17 protein-coding genes are annotated in these 20271 nt (G+C 69.0%); 13 read left to right on the top strand and 4 right to left on the bottom strand.

The genetic code is table 11. The features are described from left to right. The coding region (locus KF837_35415) for a serine/threonine protein kinase (protein MBX3232668.1) at positions 1-1413 on the bottom strand (1413 nt) is incomplete at its 3' end. 365 nt (positions 1414-1778) lie between these two features. Between KF837_35415 and KF837_35420 the strand changes: the two genes are divergently transcribed. The 11 genes from KF837_35420 (at position 1779) to KF837_35470 (ending at position 16012) form a co-directional block, all read left to right on the top strand. Beyond that, entirely contained in the window at positions 1779-3443 is a 1665-nt protein-coding gene (locus KF837_35420) for an ABC transporter permease (GenBank protein MBX3232669.1), read from the top strand. Positions 3444-3467: 24 nt separating this feature from the next. Next, complete coding sequence (locus tag KF837_35425; GenBank protein ID MBX3232670.1) at positions 3468-6185, top strand: hypothetical protein; 2718 nt, start codon at positions 3468-3470, stop codon at positions 6183-6185. Between the two features lie 25 nt (positions 6186-6210). Further along, a complete protein-coding gene (locus tag KF837_35430; GenBank protein MBX3232671.1) occupies positions 6211-7863 on the top strand; it encodes a HAMP domain-containing histidine kinase in 1653 nt (550 codons plus the stop codon). A gap of 137 nt (positions 7864-8000) precedes the next feature. Further along, positions 8001-8858 (top strand): hypothetical protein, encoded by an 858-nt coding sequence (locus KF837_35435; protein MBX3232672.1) that lies wholly within the window; start codon positions 8001-8003, stop codon positions 8856-8858. Positions 8859-9063: 205 nt separating this feature from the next. Beyond that, entirely contained in the window at positions 9064-9225 is a 162-nt protein-coding gene (gene rpmG, locus KF837_35440; GenBank protein ID MBX3232673.1) for a 50S ribosomal protein L33, read from the top strand. A 276-nt stretch (positions 9226-9501) separates the two neighbouring features. Beyond that, on the top strand, positions 9502-10536 hold the full coding sequence (locus KF837_35445) for a rod shape-determining protein (GenBank protein MBX3232674.1): 1035 nt from the start codon (positions 9502-9504) through the stop codon (positions 10534-10536). Between the two features lie 38 nt (positions 10537-10574). After that, positions 10575-11459 (top strand): rod shape-determining protein MreC, encoded by an 885-nt coding sequence (mreC, locus tag KF837_35450; protein MBX3232675.1) that lies wholly within the window; start codon positions 10575-10577, stop codon positions 11457-11459. A gap of 3 nt (positions 11460-11462) precedes the next feature. Next, positions 11463-12026 (top strand): hypothetical protein, encoded by a 564-nt coding sequence (locus KF837_35455; GenBank protein MBX3232676.1) that lies wholly within the window; start codon positions 11463-11465, stop codon positions 12024-12026. 13 nt (positions 12027-12039) lie between these two features. Beyond that, positions 12040-14199, top strand: a complete 2160-nt coding sequence (gene mrdA, locus KF837_35460; GenBank protein MBX3232677.1) for a penicillin-binding protein 2 — start codon at positions 12040-12042, stop codon at positions 14197-14199. Between the two features lie 32 nt (positions 14200-14231). After that, positions 14232-15356: a rod shape-determining protein RodA gene (gene rodA, locus KF837_35465; protein ID MBX3232678.1), complete on the top strand. Its 1125-nt coding sequence runs from the start codon at positions 14232-14234 to the stop codon at positions 15354-15356. 227 nt (positions 15357-15583) lie between these two features. Continuing rightward, entirely contained in the window at positions 15584-16012 is a 429-nt protein-coding gene (locus KF837_35470) for a hypothetical protein (GenBank protein MBX3232679.1), read from the top strand. A 100-nt stretch (positions 16013-16112) separates the two neighbouring features. Here KF837_35470 and KF837_35475 read toward each other — a convergent pair whose 3' ends face one another. From KF837_35475 to KF837_35485, 3 genes are all read right to left on the bottom strand, one after another. Next, the gene (locus tag KF837_35475) at positions 16113-16739 is read right to left on the bottom strand and encodes a biopolymer transporter ExbD (GenBank protein ID MBX3232680.1); all 627 of its coding nucleotides are present in this window, start codon (positions 16737-16739) and stop codon (positions 16113-16115) included. 142 nt (positions 16740-16881) lie between these two features. Further along, positions 16882-17433: a biopolymer transporter ExbD gene (locus tag KF837_35480; GenBank protein MBX3232681.1), complete on the bottom strand. Its 552-nt coding sequence runs from the start codon at positions 17431-17433 to the stop codon at positions 16882-16884. 14 nt (positions 17434-17447) lie between these two features. Beyond that, positions 17448-18149 (bottom strand): MotA/TolQ/ExbB proton channel family protein, encoded by a 702-nt coding sequence (locus KF837_35485; protein MBX3232682.1) that lies wholly within the window; start codon positions 18147-18149, stop codon positions 17448-17450. 686 nt (positions 18150-18835) lie between these two features. Between KF837_35485 and KF837_35490 the strand changes: the two genes are divergently transcribed. Beyond that, a complete protein-coding gene (locus KF837_35490; GenBank protein MBX3232683.1) occupies positions 18836-19492 on the top strand; it encodes a MotA/TolQ/ExbB proton channel family protein in 657 nt (218 codons plus the stop codon). A gap of 177 nt (positions 19493-19669) precedes the next feature. Beyond that, positions 19670-20245: a biopolymer transporter ExbD gene (locus tag KF837_35495; protein MBX3232684.1), complete on the top strand. Its 576-nt coding sequence runs from the start codon at positions 19670-19672 to the stop codon at positions 20243-20245. Positions 20246-20271 lie beyond the last annotated feature (26 nt).

Below are 20271 nucleotides of genomic sequence, written 5' to 3' on the forward strand. Positions count from 1 at the left end.
CGCCGGCGCGGCCCGTGACTCGAGGTGGAACACGACGCGCGTCTTCTTGGAGTCGACGGCGATGCGCTTCGGGAGGTGGTCCTTCGACTCGACGCGGATCTTCACCTTCTCGTCGGGGCCGACGAGGAGCGTGCGCGGCTGCTGCTCGCCCTTGTCCGCGGGATCGTCCTCGAGCGTGATGAGCGCGTCGGCGGGCTCGCCGGTGACGACGACGGCGATCTTGTTGCTCGGCGGGTTGGCGGGGAGCTCCACCGCGGGCGCGCTCGGCGTGGGGTCGGTGAGCTCGGTCGCGGTCGTCGCCGCGATCGGCTGCGTCTCTCGCTTCATCGTCGTCACGCCGAGGATGACGCCGACGACGGCGAGGCCGATCGCGCCGCCCGCGAGGCCGACCATGAGGAGCGACCTCTTCGACGAGCGGCCGGTCGAACCGACGCTGGTGGGGTTCTGGAAGTAGTCGGCGGGGACGGCGTAGAGGTCGGAGCGCGACGTGACCTCGCTGAACGCGTCGGGGACGATGCCGCGCTCGACCTTCTCGAGGTCGACGATCATCTCCTCCATCGTCGCGTAGCGGAGCTCCGGCTTCTTCGAGAGCGCCTTGACGATGATCGCCTCGAGGCTCGGCGGCACGTCGTACCCGGGCAACGCGACCGCGCGCATCGGCGCCGGCGCCTTGTACATGTGCTGCGTCAGGATCCCCATGAAGTTGTCGGCGTCGAAGGGGACCCGCCCGACCGCCATCTCGTAGAGCATGACGCCGAGCGAATAGATGTCGGTGCGGTGATCGACCGGGACGCCGGCGGCCTGCTCCGGAGACATGTAGTGAGGCGTTCCGAACACGCTCCCCGCGCGCGTCAGCTTCGCCTGCTCGCCCTGGAGCTTCGCGATGCCGAAATCGAGGACCTTCACGAAGTCCCGGTCCTCGCCGCGCTGGATGAGCATGACGTTGTCGGGCTTGAGGTCGCGGTGGACGACGCCGCGCGAGTGGGCGACGCCGAGGCCGCGCGCGATCTGCTTCGCGACGTGGACGAGGCGGGCGGCGGGGACGACCTTGCCGTCGCCCGAGATCTTCGACAGCGAGACGCCGTCGAGGAACTCCATCGCGAAGTACGCGGCGCCGTCGGGGAGGCGGCCGAAGTCGGAGATGTCGACGATGTGGGGGCTGCCGATGGATGACGCAGCGCGTGCCTCGTTGAGGAAGCGCTCCGTCATCTCGACGTCGGCGGCGAGGTCGCTGCGCAGGATCTTGATCGCGACTCGTTTGTCGATCAGCTTGTGCCGCCCGAGATAGACGAAGCCCATGCCGCCTTCGCCGAGGAGCGCCTCGATCGCGTAGCGGCCTTCGAGCGTCTTGCCGAGGTACGCGTCGACGCGCGGCTGCGAGGACGGGACGCTGACCGGGCTGCCGGAGCGCATCGTGACCGGATCGATCGTGAGCTGCGCGTGCGGCTGCGAGACAGCCGGCGACGACAAGACGTCCCTGGTGTCCGGGATCGTCTGTTGATGACTGCTCGAGTATCGGTCCCGGGATTCGGACACGTCGCCCCAACAAACTACGTGCTCCCGCCCCGTTTCTCAACGTAGCCGTCGGGGCCCCGGGGAAGCGGCCGCGACAGCGGGCGCGAAGCGCCCCGAGCGCGCAGCGCGAGGGCCGTGTCCCCGGGGTGGGGGTGTCGGGGGCGAAGCCCCTGACGTTGGGAAGGGAATGGGCTTGTGCCCCATGTGTTTGGGCAACGTGCTAGAGGTGCGGGGCGTCGGCCTCCATCGCACGTCGTCGGACCATGGGCTACCCCATCCAAATCGCGCTTCGCTACCTCGGCTCGAAGAAGCGGGCCTTCGTCTCGGTCGGGACGCTCTTCGCGATGCTCGGCGTCGCGCTCGGCGTCGCCGCGCTGGCGATCGTCATGAGCGTCACCGGCGGCTTCCAGGAGCAGTTCCGGGAGAAGGTGCTCGGGGTCAACGCCCACGTCATCGTCCTCAAGTACGCGGTCCACTTCCGCGACTACCGCGACGTGATGAAGAAGGTCGAGGCGGTCCCGGGCGTGGTCGCCGTCGCGCCGTTCGTGATCAACCCGATGATGGTGACGCACGGCGAGCGCACCGCCACCGGCGTCCTCCTGAAGGGCGTCGACCCGGAGCTGATGCCGAAGGTCCTCGACCTCCCGCGTCACATCTCGAAGGGCTCGCTCGCGGGGATGCGCAAGCCGGGCGCGAAGCCGCCGGCCGCGCCGCACGACGCGTTCACGCCGAAGACCGGGATGTCGTACGACGACGCGGACGCCGGCGCGAGCAGGGAGTCGTTCCTCGACGTGATCGAGAAGCAGATCCTGGCGGACAACGCGAACGAGATGGCGGCCGACGCGGGCGCGGCCGACATCGGCACGCTCATCGCGACCGGCGCGTCGAACGAGATCGCGAACGCGCCGAAGACCGCGCGCGAGCCGGCGCCGGCCGACCCGCTCGACGTGATCCTCGGCGGTCATCCGCCCGCCGCTGCTGCTGCTGCTGATGCACCGGCGCCCGATCTCCACCCCGCCGGCGACGTCGTCCCCTCCGGCGGCTACACGAGCCAGCTCCCGGACGAGGACTTCCTCCCCGAGTCGGTCGATCCCGATCCCTGCCGGAGCCCCGAGCAGGTGAAGGCGCTGCCGGGCGTCGTCATCGGCAGCTCGCTCGCGCGCCGGCTCGGCGTCGGCCTCGAGGACTGCCTCCAGATCACGTCGCCGCAGATCGGCATGACCTACGGCGCGAGCGGCTCGCGGCCGCCGATCGCGAAGCAGTTCCGCGTCATCGCGATCTTCGAGGCGGGCTTCGATCAGTACGACTCGAAGCTCGTGTACACCGACCTCTACGAGGCGCAGACCTTCTACGAGCAGGGCGACAGCGTCACCGGCGTCGAGGCGCGGGTCGACGACATCGAGAAGGCCGCCGACATCGCGAAGCAGGTCGACAAGATCCTGTCGAACAGCGTCTACCACACGATGGACTGGCGCGAGCTGAACCACGGCCTCTTCACCGCGCTGCTCATCCAGCAGATCGCGATGAGCGTCGTGCTCACGCTCATCATCGTCGTCGCCGCGTTCACCGTCATCGCGACGCTCATCATGGTCGTGCTCGACAAGAAGAAGGAGATCGCGCTGCTGAAGGCGATCGGGGCGAGCGACGACGCGATCCTCCGCGTCTTCGTCTACCAGGGCGGCATCATCGGGCTCGTCGGGACCGGCATCGGGCTCGTCCTCGGCTACGTGTCCTGCAAGCTCCTCAACGCGTACGGGTTCCCGCTCGATCCGAAGGTCTACTTCATCTCGAAGCTGCCCGTGAACGTGCGCCCGACCGAGTTCATCATCACGGGCATCGTCGCGATCCTGATCTGCCTCGTCGCGACCATCTTCCCCGCGTTCTACGCGGCGCGGTTGCGACCATCGGACGGGCTACGCTCCGAGTAGCTCTGTGATACGTTCGCCCGGCACATGCGCTGGGTCGTGGAAGTCTCGTCGAACGAAAAGACGGACCTTCAGAAATACGTCGTCGAAGCGGAGTCGTGGCAACGCGCCCTCCAGGCCGCGCGTGCTCAGCGCGGCGAGCAGGGACCGATGAGCGGCTTCTCGATCGAGCTCCTCGACGAGGGCTACCGCGCGGTCGATCCGGTCGCGCGGAACCGCTTCACGGTGAAGCGCGCGCCCGACGACATGCCGGTCACGGTCGACGCGAAGGCGGCCCCCGCCGCGTCGGCGAAGAGCATCCCGCCGAAGGCGCCCAGCACGACGAAGTCGATCCCGCCGCGTCCCGGCCTCCCGAGCGCCGCCGCGAAGAAGGAAGAGAAGAAAGAAGAGAAGAAGAAGCGCAAGTCCGAGAAGATGAAGGCGGCCCCGGCCGCGAAGAAGGACGCCAAGCCTTCGGTCAAACCGCCCAAGCCGGATCCGAAAGCAGAGGCGAAGCCGGACGCGGCCGCGACGCCGTCGGCCCCGCCACCCGCCGCGGCCGCGACGCCGTCGGCGGCACCGCCCGCGGTCGCGAAGCCGTCGGTCGCCGCGGGCGCGGCCGCGAAGCCGTCGGTCGCCCCGCCCGCGGTCGCGACCGCGAAGCCGTCGGCGGCGCCGCCCGCGCCGGTCATCGAGCCCGAGCCGATCGAGCCGGACGAGGTCGAGGAGGAGGCTCCGAAGACCGAGGCCGAGCCCGCGCCGCGGCCGCCGCTCGACTCGATCCCGCCGGCGCCGCTCCTCCCGATCGGCGCCTTCATCCCGGGCCTGCCGTCGGTGAAGCTGATCTCGTCGCGCGAGCAGGACCCGAGCGACGCGTCGCCACTCACGTACCGCGAATATTCGTTTTTCGTGAAAGAGGGGACGTCCGAGGAAGTCGGCGAGAAGATCCTCCGCGGGCAGCTCAAGATCGTCCAGGCCCACCTCGAGAAGCTGAAGCAGGGCAAGCTCGTGAACCTCGCGGTCTTCGACGTCGAGTTCACGGGCAAGCCGCCCGGACCGCCGATCGCGACGCTCGCGTGGAAGGACTGGAAGGGCGACCCCGTCGTCGCGTTCCCGCGCAAGACCGGTCAGGCGCCGAAGGCGGTGAAGCCGCCGACCGCGAGCCCGAGCGGCGCGGTCTCGATCGTTCAGCCGCCGCCGTCGATGCCGCCCGCGCAACCGGCGCCTGCCCCCGCTGCTCCCGCCGTGCAGATGCCGCCGAGCTACTCGCAGCCGCCGCCCGCGGGCACGGTGCAGCCGCCGGCGGGCACGGTGCAGATGCCTCCGGGGTACTCGCAGCCGCCGCCGCCCGCGGGCACGGTGCAGATGCAGCCGCCGGTTCAGATGCCGCCCGGGTACTCGCAGCCGCCGCCAGCCGTGCCGGCGCCGCCGCCGAGCGAGCGCTCGATGCCGCGTCAGCCGGGCGCGATCGCGGCGATGATCGGCGCCGCGAAGGGCGGCACGGAGCGACGCATTCCCGTCGCCGCGCCCTCGGAGCCCTCGACGCTCGCGAGCGCGCCCCCGGCGCAGTCCGCCGCGCCCGAGCCCGCGACGATCGCGAACGCGCCTCCGCCGACCCCCGCAGCAGCGACCCCGTACGCGGCGACGCCGAGCGCGCCACCTCCGGCGAACCCGTTCGCGGCATCGCCCAGCGCAGCGCCCCCCGGAGCCGCGAACCCATTCGCCGCCGCGCCGAGCGCAGCGCCCCCCGGAGCCGCGAACCCATTCGCCGCATCGCCGAGCGCCGCGCCTCCCGGAGCCGCGAACCCATTCGCCGCGTCGCCGAGCGCGCCGCCCCCCGCGAACCCGTTCGCAGCGGCGGGCGGCGCGACTCCCGGAGCCGCGAACCCGTTCGCGGCTCCGGCGAATCCGTTCGCGACGACGCCGAGCGCGCCGCCGCCGAACCAGCCGTTCTCACAGACGGCGCCGCTGATGCCGCCGATGCAGGCGCCGTTTCAGCCGGCCTCGGTGCCGCCGCCCGCGGCGCATCCGTCGGTCCCACCGCCCGCGGCCGCGCAGTCCTTCCCGCCTCCCGCGAACCCGGCGTCGTTCCCGCCGCCCGCCGGCTCGGTGCCGCCGCCCGCCTACGCCGGCGCGCCGCCCGTCGTGATGAACCAGAGCCATCCGCCGCCGCGGCGCTCGTCGCATCCGCCGGACGGCGTCGTCCGCACGCCGTCGGGCCGCTTCGTCCGCGGTCGCATCACCGGCGACGAGCTCATCACGCAGCTCTTCGAGTCGATGCATGATCTCCACTTCCTGCGCGACGCGCTCGACGGCGGTCAGTTCTGCCTCGCGCTCGCGACGGAGATGCTCCCGGCGAAGCTCGCGCTCATCCACTTCTTCGACATCGAGAAGCGCGAGTGGATCGTCGCGTGCGCGCGCGGCAAGGACGCGAACAAGCTCCTCACGCTCCGGACGCCGGAGAACGACGACCTCCTCCTCGCGTCGATCCGCCACCGCCGCGCGATCGTCACCGCGAACGGCCAGCACGCCGCGGGCGCGCGCTACCAGGCGATCGGCGGCGCGAAGAGCATGATCATCGCGCCGATCATGCAGGCCGGCCGCGCGCTCGGCGCGCTCGAGGTCGTCAACCCCGCCGACGGCATGCCGTTCAACGAGGACGAGGGCAACGCGATCACGTACATCGCGGAGCAATACGCCGAGTACCTCGGCTCCCGCGGCATCATCGTCCAGCCCGACCGCATCCAGGCCGCGTTCCGCGGCTGACCCCACACCCTGCTAAGCTCGCGGCGTGTCGCGCTGGCGCGAACGGCTCAAGGTGTTCATCCTCCTGCCCGCGGTCGTCGCGGCGGTCGGGGTGCTCGCGTACTTCACGTTCCGCACCACGCTCCAGGTCGACACCCTCCGCCAGCAGTCGGTCCTCGAGGCCACGCTCGGCCTCGCGACGGAGAAGGCGAACCGCCTCGACCGCCAGATCGTCGATCAGGACAACGTCGTCGTCGCGATCGCCGATCCGGCCCGGCTCGAGGAGCTCGCGGAGCGCTGGCTGCCGACCGCGCGGCGCGAGACGCCGAGCGTCCGCGCCATCATCGTCCTCGACGAGAGCCGCACCGTGCTCGCGTTCGCTTCGCGCGCGACGAGCGCCTTCGCGGACGAAGAAGCGTTCCGCCGCCTCCTCACCGAGCGCATCGTCGGCGACATGGACCTCGCGACGCCGCCGCTCGATCAGCTGCGGCACCGTCACGCGACCTACATCGGACAGAGCTGGCTCCTCTCCTACTGGCAGCGCGTGCACGCGGGCCGGCGCTACCTCGTCGTCGCGTGGCACGACATCGGGCGTATCGTCCGCGAGACGATGCCGACCCTCGCGAGCGATCCTCCGAGCGCGGCCCACGAGCCGGTGCCGGTCGCGCACACGTCGGCCGCGAGCCGCGTCAACGTGGTCGACGAGGAGGGCCGCATCATCTTCGGCCCGCCCCTCCGCACGAGCGAGTTCACCGTCGGCGTGCGCTTCCCGACCACGCTCTACAACTGGCGCGTGCAGGTCTCGCCGCAAGCGAGCGAGGAGATCGCGTCGCGCGTCGAGAACCGGCGCCTCCTCGAGATCACGATGGTCTCGCTCTCCGCGATCGTCATCGTCGTCGGCGCGATCGCGATCGTGCTCGTGTCGGAGAAGGAGCGCCGCATCTCGGCGCTGAAGAGCGAGTTCGTCGCGAACGTCAGCCACGAGCTCAAGACGCCGCTCGCCCTCGTCCGCATGTTCGCGGAGATGCTCCAGTCGGGCCGCGTCGCGAGCGACGCCAAGCGACAGGAGTACCTCGACATCATCGTGCGCGAGAGCGAGCGCCTCACCGCCCTCATCGAGAACGTCCTCGACTTCGCGAAGCTCGAGCGCGGGCGCGGGAGCTACGAGCTCGCGGAGGGCGACGTCGGCGACGCGGTGATGCGCGCCGCGAACGTCTACCGCTACCGCGCCGAGCAGGGCGGAGTGAACCTCGTCGTCGACGTCGAGCCCGGCCTCCCGCGCGCGGAGATCGACGAGCGCGCGATCCAGCTCGCGGTCACGAACCTCGTCGACAACGCGCTCAAGTACGCGCCCGGCGGCGAGGAGATCAAGGTGCGCGTCCGCACCGAGGACGACGCGGTCCGGGTCGACGTGATCGATCGCGGGCCCGGCGTCCCGGCCGAAGACCGCCAGCGGATCTTCGATCGCTTCGTGCGCCTCGGACAGCGCGCGCAGAAGGCGGGCGAGGCGCCGGTCCGCGGCAGCGGCATCGGGCTCGCGCTGGTGAAGCACATCGCGGAGAGCCACGGCGGACGCGCGTGGGTCGAGAGCGGCGGAGAGCGCGGCTCGGTCTTCAGCTTCTCCATTCCGATGAGCCCGTCCCGACGCGAAAACGCCCGAGCTCACGGGTTGACGGGGTTCGGCGAGAAGATATCGTGATCTTGGCCCGATTCGGGCCTATGGTGCGCGCGCGCCCATCGCGCAAGAAGTACGTCTTCGGAGAGATCATTCAAGGTTTTCGCATGCCGATCGGTAACGAGGAAGCAAAGCTATTCGTCGCAGGGCTCCCGGACAGCGTGTCCGAAGACGTCCTCAAGGAAATTTTCGAGGGGACCGGGGGGAAGGTCGTAAGCGTCAGCCTGCCGAAGGACCGGATGACCGGTCGTCCGCGCGGGTTCGGGTTCGTGACGATGTCTTCGCCCGAAGAGGCCGAGTCGGCGCGCACCGCGCTCGACGGCTCGCTGCAGAGCGGCCGCTCCATCTCCGTGCGTCCGTTCCAGGCCGAGCCGCCGCGCAAGGGCGACAACGGTCCGATGTCGAGCGGCCCGCGCTCGCAGGGCCCGCGCTCGCAGAGCGGCGGAAGCCAGCAGGCCCCCGATCGCACCCTCTACGTCGGCAACCTCCCGTACGACTGCTCGCAGCCCGAGGTCGAGGCGCTCATCAACGGCGTGGTCGGCGAGGGCCAGGTCGTGCGCGTGCACCTCCCGATGGACGCCGACGGCCGCAAGCGCGGCTTCGGCTTCGTGACGATGGCGAGCTCCGACGCGGCGAAGAACGCGGCCGAGCAGCTGAAGCAGGCGGACCTCCGCGGTCGCCGCCTCATCGTGAACATCGCGCACCCGAAGGGCGATCGCCCCCCGCGCTCCGAGAACTTCGGCGGCGGCGGTGGCTTCGGCGGCGGTGGTGGCGGCTTCGGCGGCGGCGGCTTCGGCGGCGGCGGCGGTGGTGGCGGCGGCGGACCGAGCAACCCGAACTTCGGCCCGAACGCGCTCCCGGCCTCGCGCCGCACGTTCGACAGCGATCGCCGCCGCAAGGACGGCGGCGGCGGTGACGGCGGCAAGAAGGGCCGCGGCGGCGGCGGTCGCGGCGGCCGCGGCGGCGACGACGGCGGCGACTTCGACTGGCGCAAAGCCAACGACCGCGACGACGAGTAGGGTTTCTTGTTCGAGAGGGCTCTGCCCTCTCGAGCTCTCCCGCCGGGGGTTTCTTCGCGCGCGCGGGGCGCGCGCTTCGACGCCCCCGGACCCCCCCCGAGAAGAGAGAGAGCCTCGCGGCTTTGTCGGCTTTGTCGGCGGGCGGCTTGGCTTGACGGTGGGGGTGGTGCGCGACTAAGGTGCCGCTCCCCCGAAGGATCCGACCATGCGTGACATCATCAAGATGAGCTGCGAGAACTGTAACCGCGCCAACTACGTGACGACGAAGAACAAGCGCACGATGGCGGAGAAGTTCAACATCAAGAAGTTCTGCTCCTCGTGCCGGAAGCACTTCCCGCACAAGGAAGGCAAAATCTCCAAGGGCTGATCCCAGCCGAGCGCAGGCCACTCTCGCAACCCGGGAAACGACGAGCGCCGGGCCAGCCTGCCCTCGGGGCCGCCGGGCGCCGGGCCAGCCCGCCCTCGGGGGCGCCGAGCCAGCCTACTCTCGGGGGGTCCGGGGGCGTCGACGCGCGCCCCGCGCGCGGAGAACCCCCCGGCGGGAGAGCTCGAGAGGGCAGAGCCCTCTCGAACACGATAGACACACCTCGCCCCTGTGCTATTGAGGGCGCGGCCTAGCAGTCGGAGGCCGGGATCTACCCCTATGATTTTCGACTGGGTTCACGGCCTCTTCTCGAACGATCTCGCGATCGATCTCGGAACCGCGAACACCCTCATCTACGTGAAGGGCAAAGGGATCGTCTCATGCGAGCCCTCGGTCGTCGCCGTCCAGCGGGACGTGCGGGGTGGAAACAAGGTCCTCGCCGTCGGGCGCGAGGCGAAAGAGATGCTCGGGCGCACGCCCGGCAACATCAAAGCCGTCCGCCCCCTGCGCGATGGCGTCATCGCCGACTTCGAGATCACCGAGGCGATGCTGCGGTACTTCATCGCGCGCGCGCACAACCGTCGCACGCTCGTGAAGCCGCGCATCATCATCTGCGTGCCCTTCGGCATCACCGAGGTCGAGAAGCGCGCGGTGAAGGAGTCGGCCGAGAGCGCCGGCGCGCGCGAGGTCTACCTCATCGAAGAGCCCATGGCCGCGGCCATCGGCGCCGGCCTCCCGATCACCGAGCCCTCGGGCAACATGGTCGTCGACATCGGCGGCGGCACGACCGAGGTCGCCGTCATCTCGCTCGCCGGCATCGTCTACTCGCAGTCCGTGCGCGTCGGCGGCGACCGCATGGACGAGGCGATCCAGGCCTACCTCAAGCGGAAGTACAACCTCGCCATCGGCGAGCAGACCGCCGAGCGCATCAAGATGGAGGTCGGCAACGCGTACCCCCTCGAGACGCAGCGGACGACCGAGGTGAAGGGCCGCGACCTCGTCGCCGGCATCCCGAAGACCGTCGTCGTCAACTCGGACGAGATCCGCGAGGCGCTCAGCGAGCCCTTCAACGCGATCGTCGAGGCCGTGCTCATCGCGCTCGAGAAGACGCCGCCCGAGCTCGCGGCCGACATCGTCGACAAGGGCATCGTCCTCACCGGCGGCGGCGCGCTCCTCGCCAACCTCGACGTGCTCCTCCGCGAGGAGACCGGTCTCCCCGTCATGGTCTGTGATGACCCCATCAGCGCCGTCGTCCTCGGCAGCGGCAAGACGCTCGATCACATGGAGCTCTTGAAGGAAGTGACGATCGGATAGGCCTCGCCGCTCCGGTCGTACTTCGGAGATAGAGCGCTATGTCGGCCTTCAAGCGATACCGCGACGTCGGAATCGTCATCGTCCTCCTCGCGGTCCCGTTCTTCTTCCTGCGGGCCAACATGAAGGCGCCGTCGAGCCTCAACGCGCTCGACCGCACGCTCCTCCGCATCAGCGCGCCGGTGGAGTTCGCCGCCGCGAGGCTCGCGCGCGGAATCTCGAACATCTGGGAGTCGTACGTCTACCTCGTGGACGTGAAGGCCGACAACGACCGCCTCAACTACGACAACGCGCGCCTCAAGGAGCAGGTGCACCACCTCGAGCAGAAGGACGTCGAGAACCGCGAGCTCCGGCGCCTCCTCCAGCTCCGCGAAGCGACGCCGGGCGACCTCGTCAGCGCGCAGGTCGTCGGCAAGGACTTCACCGAGTTCTTCCGCGTCACGCGCGTCGTGCTCGATCGCGGCTCGCGCAACATCCGCCCGCACCTGCCCGTCATCTCGCCGGACGGCGTCGTCGGCTCGGTCGAGCGCGTCAACGGCGACGCCGTCGACGTGAAGCTCGCGGTCGCGGCCGACTTCGGCGTCGACATCGAGGACGAGCGCACCCACGCGCGCGGATGGATCCGCGGCACCGGCGAGTCGTTCCGCTACGCGTGCAAGGTCGAGAACGTCGACTCGCGCGACGAGGTCGAGATCGGCGACCTCCTCGTCACGAGCGGCAAGGGCAAGAAGTTCCCGAAGGGGATCCCCGTCGCCCAAGTGACCAAGGTCGTAAAGCGCGAGCCGGGCCGCGAGCAGGAGATCGAGGCCCGGCCGACGGTGAACTTCTCGCGCCTCGACGCGGTGCTGATCATCGTGGGCGTGCCCGACGACGACGAGGACGGCAAGGACAAGAAGCCCACCGCCGCCTCGAAGCAGGGGAAATGAGGCATGCGCAACACCGCGTTCTTCGTGGCGGGCGTCGTCCTCCTCATCGTCCAGTCGAACATGTTCCGCCTGATCGGCGGGGCGTTCCGGCTGATCGCGTGGGTCTTCCGCATGAAGCACGACATCGAGGTCCCCGGCCTCGTGCCGTCGCTCGTCCTGCCGCTCATCCTCTTCATGGGCGTCCACGAGTACTCGCTCGCGCGCGGCGCCGCGGTCGCCTTCGCGCTCGGCTACCTCACCGACCTCCTCGGCATCACCCCGATCGGGCTCTACACGTCGACCTACGTCGCGATCTTCGTCCTCGCGCGCGCGGTCGGCATCCGCCTCGCGGCCCAGACGATGCTCATGCAGGTCGGCCTCGCGGTCGCCTTCACGCTCGTCCACTCGATCCTCATCCTCGTCCTCCTCGCCATCTTCGGGCGCGACACCTGGGTGCCGCGCACGCTCTACCCGATGGCGATCCCGCACGTCATCGCGACCGGCCTCATCGCGCCGCTCGTCTTCCGCCTCGCCGGTCGCATCGACGCCGCGACGAGCTCCGGCACGTCGAAGGAGCTCGCGCGGTGATGCGAGGTGACGCGTGAGCAACCTCCTCGGCGCCCGGTCCGACGTCAGCGAGTTCCGGAAGCGGTATCGCTGGATCGCGCTCGCGGCGCTCCTCTTCTTCCTCATCCTGATCGGGCGCCTCTTCCAGCTCCAGATCATCCGCGGCTCCGAGTACGCGCAGACGGCGCACGAGAACGTGATCCGGCGCGTCACGCTGCCGACCGCGCGCGGCGTCGTGCGCGACGCCTACGGCCGCGTGCTCGCGTCGAACCGCTCCTCCTTCAACGTGCTCCTCGTCCCGGGCCGTGTGATGCCGAGCGCGCGGCCGCCGCACCGCAAGACGCGCGACGAGCAAGACAGCTTCACCCGCATCGCCGACACGCTGCGCCTGAACCCCGACGAGCGCGTGCGCCTCGCCGCGCGCATCCGCGACGCGTGCATCACCGACGACGATCGCTCCCCGTGCTGGCACCCGATCCTCGTGCGGGAGGACCTCTCGCGCGACATCGTCGCGGAGGTGAAGCAGCACGCGTACGAGATGATCGGCGCGCAGGTCGTGAGCCTCCCCGTCCGCTACTACCCGTTCAAGGCGACCGGCGCGCACATGCTCGGGTACACGAGCGAGATCGACGGCGAGACGCTCGAGAAGTACCGCCCCGCCGGCTACGACCAGCTCTCCCCCGAGGAGAAGGCGAAGGTGAACCCGCTCGCCTACGAGGCGGGCGACATCGTCGGCGCGACCGGCGTCGAGCGCTCGTGGGAGAGCTACCTCCGCGGCCAGCGCGGCTGGGAGAAGCGGGTCGTCGACGCGCGCGGCCGCTACCGCACCGGGCCCGACGCGGCGCGCCTCCTCGACGCGCCGTCGCGCCAGGAGCCGCTCTCGGGCCGCGACCTCCGGCTCACGATCGACATGGACCTCATGCAGTCGGTCGAGCGCGCGATGCGGCCGCACACGGCCGGCGCCGTCGTCGTCTCGGACGTGCGGACCGGCCGCCTCCTCGCGCTCTACTCGAAGCCCGACTTCGATCCGAACGAGCTCGCGGGCGGGTCGGGGCGCGATCGCATCCGCGAGGCGTTCAACAAGCTCTACACCGATCCGCTGCGCCCGATGCTCGACAAGACGATGTCGGGCGTCTTCCACCCGGGCTCGACCTTCAAGCCGTTCTCCGCGCTCGCCGCGCTCGAGGACAGGGAGCAGCTCACGTTCAGCCCCGAGAGCAAGGAGCGCTGCGACGGCTTCCTCTCCTTCGGGCGCCGCGTCTTCCACTGCACCCACGTGCACGGGAAGGTCGACATGCACGAGGCGATCGCGGAGTCGTGCAACATCTACTTCTTCAAGCTCGCCGAGTCGGTCGGTATGGATCGCATCGCGCACGTCGCGACGGAGTTCGGGCTCGGGCAGAAGACGGGCATCGGCGTGAACCCGGAGGCGGCGGGGCGCATCCCGTCGAAGTCCTGGTACGCGCTCAAGTACAAGGGGCAGTTCCGCATCGGCTTCACGCTCAACACGTCGATCGGCCAGGGCGCGACGACGGTGACGCCGCTCCAGCTCGCGCTCGCGTACGCCGCGATCGCGAACGGCGGCACGGTGTACTCGCCGCAGCTCGTGCGCGCGGTCGAGACGAGCGACGGCGCGATCGTCCAGGATTTCCCTCCGCGCGTCCGCCAGAAGGCCAACATCAAGCCCGAGAACCTCTCCCGCGTGAGCGAGGCGCTCTACGCGGTGGTGAACGAGGAGAAGGGCACCGCCTACCCGGTCCGCGACCGCACGCTGGAGGTCGCGGGCAAGACCGGCACCGCGCAGACCGGCTACGTGAACACGGGCAACGACGATCCGAAGAAGGCCTGGTACCTCTCGCGCGACCACGCCTGGTTCGCGGCCTACTCGCCGGCGAAGGCGCCGGAGATCAGCGTCGTGGTGCTCGTCGAGCACGGCGGCTCGGGCCCCACCGTCGCGGCGCCCGTCGCGATGCAGGTGATCAAGGAGTACCATCGGCTCCAGGCGGGCCGCGCCGCGCGTCTGACGAGCGCGAAGAAGGAGCCCGCGCCCGGCAAGGCCGCGAACGCGCCCGCCCCCGCGGCGCCGCCGCTCCCGCGCGAGCCCCCGCCGCCGGATCCGAACCCGCCGCCGCCCGACCTCCCGACCGATCCCATCGCAGAGCCCGAGCCGGACGACAAGGCGAGTGAGAAATGAGGAGCCGGCATCACGACGCGCACTTCTTCGGAATGCCGCGCGACAGCTTCGACTGGACGCTGTTCCTCACCGCGAGCGTGCTCGCCGTGCTCGGCGTCATCAACCTCTACTCCGCGACGAGCGTCGCGCGCGCGGCGCTCTCGGACATCTACATCCAGCAGGTGTACTGGCTCGTCCTCGGCGGCATCCTCGCCGCGGTCGTCGCCGTCATCGACTACCGCCACTACGAGCGCCTTGGTTATCTGCTCTACGGCGTCGGCGTCCTGCTCCTCGTCCTCGTCTTCATCCTCGGCAAGGACATCCGCGGGAGCTCGCGCTGGATCAACATCGGCTCGTTCGGCTTCCAGCCGAGCGAGTTCATGAAGCTCTTTCTCATCATCGCGCTCGCGAAGTACCTCCACGACGATCCGCGGACGGAGGAGCGGCGGATGAAGGACCTCATCATCCCGTCCGTCATCGCCGGCATCCCGACGCTGCTCGTCCTGAAGCAGCCCGACCTCGGCACCGCGCTCATCCACGCGCTGATCTTCGTGACGATCTGCCTGCTCACGCGCATCCGCTGGCAGACGATCGCGTCGATCGCGGTGATGATCGGCATCGCGACGCCGCTCGTCTGGTCGTTCGTGCTGAAGGACTACCAGAAGCAGCGCGTCACGGTGTTCTTGAACCCGGAGGCGAACCTCCTCGGCTCGGGCTGGCACGCGCACCACGCGCGCGTCGCGATCGGCGCCGGCGGCTGGACGGGCCAGGGTTTCATGAAGGGGACGCAGAACCAGTTCCTCTTCCTGCCGGAGCAGCACTCGGACTTCCCGTTCGCGGTCTGGGCGGAGGACTGGGGCTTCCTCGGGTGTTTCTTCCTCGTGTGCCTCTACGGTTTCCTCGTGCTCTGGGCGATCCGCATCGCCTCCACCGCGAAGGACCGCTTCGGCGCCGTCCTCGCGATCGGCGTCGGCGCGCTCATCTTCTGGCACGCCGTCTTCAACCTCGGCATGGTCATGGGCGTCCTCCCGGTCGTCGGCGTGACCCTCCCCCTCTTCTCCGCCGGCGGCTCGAGCGTCCTGACGATCATGATGGGCATCGGCCTCCTGATGAACGTCTCCATGCGCCGCTTCTGGCTCTCCAGTCCCCGCACGACGGGCCTCCTCACCCGCGGCTAACCGCCGCGCGCTTGGCGAGTGTGGAGCCCCGCCTCCCGCCCGCCGACTCGCGCGCGGCCGCGCTCGCGAACGTGGTGTGGGCGTGGTGTGGGCGGACGTGAGCGCACATTCACGTGAGATTTCAGAATACTGGGGAGATTTCCCCCACTCTGGCGTAGGACGTCACGACCGAGTCTCGGCCGTCGATTCGGCTGCGCAAACGGATGTCCATGGTAGGGTGCCGCCCCATGGGTCGCCCCTTTCTCGCACGTTTCGCGGTCGTGTCGTTCGTCGGCCTCAGCGCGCTCGCCGTCGCCTGCGCACAGTCGGAGGAGCCTGATCTCCTCGGCGCAATGACGGACAAGGACGGGACGGAGCCCGAAGCGGACGCGGGGACGAAGAAGCTCCCGCCGAAGACGCAGAAGGAGTCGCCCCCGGTGATGCTCCCCGTCGTCGACGCCGGCGCGCCCACCACGCCGCCCGAGCCGGAGCCGGAGGAAGAGGAGGAGCCGGAGCCGGAGGACTGCCCGCAGACCGAGTCGTACTCGATGGCCGCGCTCCTCGCCTCGTTGATGGGCGGCACGTCCTGCCCGAACGGCGGCTCGGACTGCTCGCAAGGCGAGTGCTGCTTCGTGAACATGTTCAGCCCCGCCGCCAGCATGTGCGTCCCCGAGTGACGGCCCGCCTCGCTCCCGCGACGTGGGCAAAAACGCCGGCGCTCCACGTGGAGGCCGGCGTTTCGCGTTCTGGAGCACACGCTCGCGCGAGCGTCTGTCGCTACGGGCCGCCGCCGCTTTGGAGGACCATCAGGTGGAACTTCGCGAACTCGCTCTGGCCGAGCGTGTAGAGCACCTCGCTCAGGAGGCGGTACGGCGTGTTCGCGTCCGCGATGATGATCGCTTCGCTCGAGCTCGGGTCCTTGCCCGTCGCGATGCGGACCTGACGATCGCGCTCGCGCCAGCTCTGGAGCGCGTTCGCGAGCGGGACGATGTAGAAGTCGTTCGGGCCCGAGCGCTTGAACTTGCCCTCGAGGCCGTGCGTCGCGTCGGCGGGCACCGTGGCGACGACGTTGTCGTCGACGACGATCGAGCTCTTCGAGATGAGCACCGCGACGCCCTCCTGCGAGGCCTCCGTCGTCAGCACGCTCTTCGGCATCGTGAGGTCGCCCGACTGGGGGAGCGACGCCGACGACTGGCTCATGCTCTTGAGCAAGAAGACGAGGATGATCGTCATCATGTCGAGCATCGCCGTGATGTTCAGGAAGTCGATCTCCGGATCCTTGTGACGGCGCCGTATTTCCTTGCGGAGTGCACGCTTGTACGTCGCCATCCCCGCCGGCTTCTGCGGCGCACGCGGCGCGCCCGGCGCCCCACCTCCCGGCGGCGCCCCCTGCGGCGGAGCCATCCCTCCCGGCGGCATCCCTCCCGGCGGCATCCCTCCGGGTGGCATTCCTCCAGGAGGCATCCCTCCCGGAGGCATTCCTCCCGGTGGCATCCCTCCCGGTGGCATTCCTCCCGGCGGCGGCTGATTCGGCGGCATCATGCGGCTACCTCGCGACTCCGAAGGTGACCTCGGGGAACATCGGCTCGCCGGCCTCGTTGTTGCGGACCGCGTCCATCGTGGAGATCACGACCTGGTACGGGATCGGCGGGTTCGCGAGGATGGTGACGCCCATCTCGTCCTTGAAGTCCGCGGACGACGCCTTGAGCTTCTGCGCGCAGGCCTTCAGCGCCGTGTAGTCGAAGTCGTTCTCCTTCTTCGGGATCGCGATGCCCGCGCCGACGTCGCCGCAACCGGGCGCGACGTTGCCGCCGCGCGCCTTGAGGCTAAAGCCGTCCGGGACGACGAGCACGGTGAGGCCGAGCGTCGGCGTCGTCGGCGCGCGCGCGCCGCTGCCCGCGCGCGGCGGGTTCGTGTCGATCGTCGCGGTGAACGTCACGCTGATCGTCGCGAGGACGAACATCAGGACGTTCATGATGATGTCGAGGAATGGAACGATGTTGAGCTCGCCGCCCGCTTCGTCGGGCGCGTGCTCCCTCGGCTGGGACAGCCGTCGGATCTTGCTCCGCTGCGCTGCGCTGAGCCTCTCGGTAGCCATCGTTCCCTACGATCTCAGTAGCCGCCGGGGCGCGTCTGGATCGTCAGCAGATTGAACACCCGCTCCTGCGTCGCGTCGAGGTCATGCTGGATGTTCTTCGCGCGCTGGTGGAGAAGGAGGTGCGCGATCATGCAGATGACTGCGATGCCGAGGCCCATCGCGGTGTTGTACATGGCCTCCGCGATACCGTTCGCGAGGATGCGCTGGCGATCGGCGGCGGAGAGGCCCGGCGCGGAGACGGCGCCGAACGTGTGGATGAGGCCGAGGACCGTGCCGAGGAGGCCGATCAGCGTCGCGATGTTCGCGAGCGACCAGAGCGAGCCGATCCGCTTCTCGACCGCCGGCTTCAGCTCGCCGATCTTCTCGCTCATCGCCGCGTCGATCTCGTCCGGCCCCTTGTTCGCGTGCGTGAGGCCCGCCTTCACGAGCTGCAGCGTCGGGTAGTCACCGGCGTCGCAGAGCTTGATCGCGCGGTCGATGTTGCCCGCCGTCACGAGCTTCTTGATCTGCGCGAAGAACTCCTTGGAGTTGACGCGGTACTTGCCGAGCTGAAAGGCCGTGCGCTCCACGATCAGCGCGATGACGACCGCGCTGACGAAGAGGTTCATGGAGAGGAAGATGGGGTTTTCCTTGAAGGCCTCCATGAAGCCTCCGCTGCCACCTCCGCCGCCCGATGCCGGGGCTTCGGCAACGCTGCTCAGAAAAGCCACGAACATCCTCGATGCTCCCTTCCTTCGTGCGGAAAACCGCCAAGAATCTGCGCGCTACGGGACAACATGAACCTCACCCGACGCGTTTTGCGCCACGATACCGGCAGCCATCGAACGAAGTCAACGAAGGTCGGGGGTCTCTCAGGGTCGGGGGCTTCGCCCCCGACACCCCCACCCCAGACACGGCCCTCGCGCTGCGCGCTCGGGGCGCTCCGCGCCCGCTTTCGCGGCCGCTTCTGGGGGCCCGGTGCTGGGCGCTTCGTGGTCGCATCTGGGGGCTTCGCTCCAGACGCGGCGCTTGTGCGGCGCGGCCGCATCCGGGGGCTTCCTTGTTTTGGGAGAATTATGGAATGTGGGCGTTTCAGTCGGGGTGCAATATTATGTAAGACCATGACAATATGCAGGAATGTGGTCAAAGAAAATCGTCCGGGGGAGCCAATCTCTGTTGACGCCCGAAGGTCTGTACCGTCAGACTTCCGGTTGGCCGACTTGGCACGAAGGAGTCTTGCGCATTTCGCGTAGCTGACGATATCGTCCGCGCGCGGCTCGAAGAGAGTACGGGCGCCGCATCGGTTTCTCTCAAAACTTCACCTCGCCCCCAACGAGGCGAGACACTTCGAAAGACGATTGCGGCGGGCCTTCGAGGCCTGACCTTTTCCCCCGAAAACGGGGCCCTGGAAGGACGGAGCAACATGGCTGGTCTGTGGAAGGCATACAAAGAAGGCGGCGTGGTGATGATGAGCATCATCCTGCTCTGGTCGATCTTCACGATCGGCATCATCATCGAGCGCGCGCTGTATCTGTACGGCTCGTCGATCAACAAGGACGTATTCCTCGCCACGATGCAGAAGTGCATCCTCGCGGGAGACGTCGCGAAGGCCGTGAAGATGTGCTCGGCTGCGAACGCGCCGCTCGCACGCATCGTCCAGGCCGGCCTGGTCAAGGTCAACCGCCCCGACGAGGAGGTGCAAGCGGCGATGGATGAAGCCGCCCTCCGCGAAATCCCGAAGATCGCGAAGCGCACAGGCTTCCTCGCGCTCCTCGCGAACCTCGCGATGCTCACAGGCCTCCTCGGCACGGTGACCGGGCTCATCACGAGCTTCGGCGCCGTCTCCGGCGAGTCCGTCGACCCCGCCCAGAAGGCGCGCATCCTCGCGGAGGGTATCTCCGAGGCGATGCACTGCACCTGGTTCGGCCTCCTCGTCGCCATCATCGGCCTCATCGGCTTCGCCGTGCTCAACGGCAAGACGCAGGGCCTCGAGGACGACATCAACGAGGCGAGCGTCCAGGTGCTCAACCTCGTCGTGACCAACCGCCAGAAGGTCAACCTCTCCGCGGTTGCGGCCTGATCGAGCGCTCGTTCGCGCTCGTCGCTCGCGTGAGCCTTCTCACGCGAACTTCGCGCGAACGGGAACTCTCGGCCTCGTTTCCTTTCTCTCTCATTACTCGCGTGATCTCACGCGACAGCCATGAACGCTGGGGCTCGCAGGACCGAGCCCCAGCAATTGCTCGGATGGAGTGAAGCCATGGGTGGCGTAGACGTCGGCGGCGGTGGAGGCGGAAAGCGGAAGCTCGACTCGGAGATCAACATGATCCCGATGATCGACCTCCTGATGGTCACGATCTCGTTCCTCCTGATCACGGCCGTGTGGACGCACATGGCGCGCATCAACGCGGATGCGCAGGTGCCGGGCCCTCCCCGGCCGGATCAAGAAGTCGAAAAACAGGAACCCGAGAAGCAGCTCCACGTCGAGATGCGCTCGCCCGACAAGTTCGTCCTCATCTGGAAGCAGGCGGGCACGGTCATCAGCACGGTCGACGTGCCGCGGAAGGACAACGTCGTCACCAAGGACGATGGCAAGAAGCTGGTCCGCTACCCGGACCTCGCCGCGAAGATCGACGCCGAGTGGAAGTCGGTCGGCCAGCACCGCACCGCGACCGACAAGAAGTTCGACACGGCGATCCTGCACACCGACAACGAGACTCCCTACGTCTACCTCATCGGCGTGATCGACGCGATCTACCAGCCGAAGCGCCCCGTCACCGTCGCCGGCAAGGAAGAGCAAGTCCCGGCGTTCAACCTCACCTTCGCGGTCAACTGAGGACACCATGACGATCCAGCAGCCCG

The organism is Labilithrix sp. (assembly GCA_019637155.1).
GTDB lineage: Bacteria > Myxococcota_A > Polyangia > Polyangiales > Polyangiaceae > Labilithrix.

Excerpts from the sequence above, each read along its gene's own strand:
- KF837_35420 (MBX3232669.1), top strand. The coding sequence starts at position 1,779 with ATGGGCTACCCCATCCAAATCGCGCTTCGCTACCTCGGCTCGAAGAAG.
- KF837_35425 (MBX3232670.1), top strand. The coding sequence starts at position 3,468 with ATGCGCTGGGTCGTGGAAGTCTCGTCGAACGAAAAGACGGACCTTCAG.
- rpmG (MBX3232673.1), top strand. The coding sequence starts at position 9,064 with ATGCGTGACATCATCAAGATGAGCTGCGAGAACTGTAACCGCGCCAAC.
- KF837_35445 (MBX3232674.1), top strand. The coding sequence starts at position 9,502 with ATGATTTTCGACTGGGTTCACGGCCTCTTCTCGAACGATCTCGCGATC.
- mreC (MBX3232675.1), top strand. The coding sequence starts at position 10,575 with ATGTCGGCCTTCAAGCGATACCGCGACGTCGGAATCGTCATCGTCCTC.
- KF837_35455 (MBX3232676.1), top strand. The coding sequence starts at position 11,463 with ATGCGCAACACCGCGTTCTTCGTGGCGGGCGTCGTCCTCCTCATCGTC.
- rodA (MBX3232678.1), top strand. The coding sequence starts at position 14,232 with ATGCCGCGCGACAGCTTCGACTGGACGCTGTTCCTCACCGCGAGCGTG.
- KF837_35470 (MBX3232679.1), top strand. The coding sequence starts at position 15,584 with ATGGGTCGCCCCTTTCTCGCACGTTTCGCGGTCGTGTCGTTCGTCGGC.
- KF837_35475 (MBX3232680.1), bottom strand. The coding sequence starts at position 16,739 with ATGGCTCCGCCGCAGGGGGCGCCGCCGGGAGGTGGGGCGCCGGGCGCG.
- KF837_35480 (MBX3232681.1), bottom strand. The coding sequence starts at position 17,433 with ATGGCTACCGAGAGGCTCAGCGCAGCGCAGCGGAGCAAGATCCGACGG.
- KF837_35485 (MBX3232682.1), bottom strand. The coding sequence starts at position 18,149 with ATGTTCGTGGCTTTTCTGAGCAGCGTTGCCGAAGCCCCGGCATCGGGC.
- KF837_35490 (MBX3232683.1), top strand. The coding sequence starts at position 18,836 with ATGGCTGGTCTGTGGAAGGCATACAAAGAAGGCGGCGTGGTGATGATG.
- KF837_35495 (MBX3232684.1), top strand. The coding sequence starts at position 19,670 with ATGGGTGGCGTAGACGTCGGCGGCGGTGGAGGCGGAAAGCGGAAGCTC.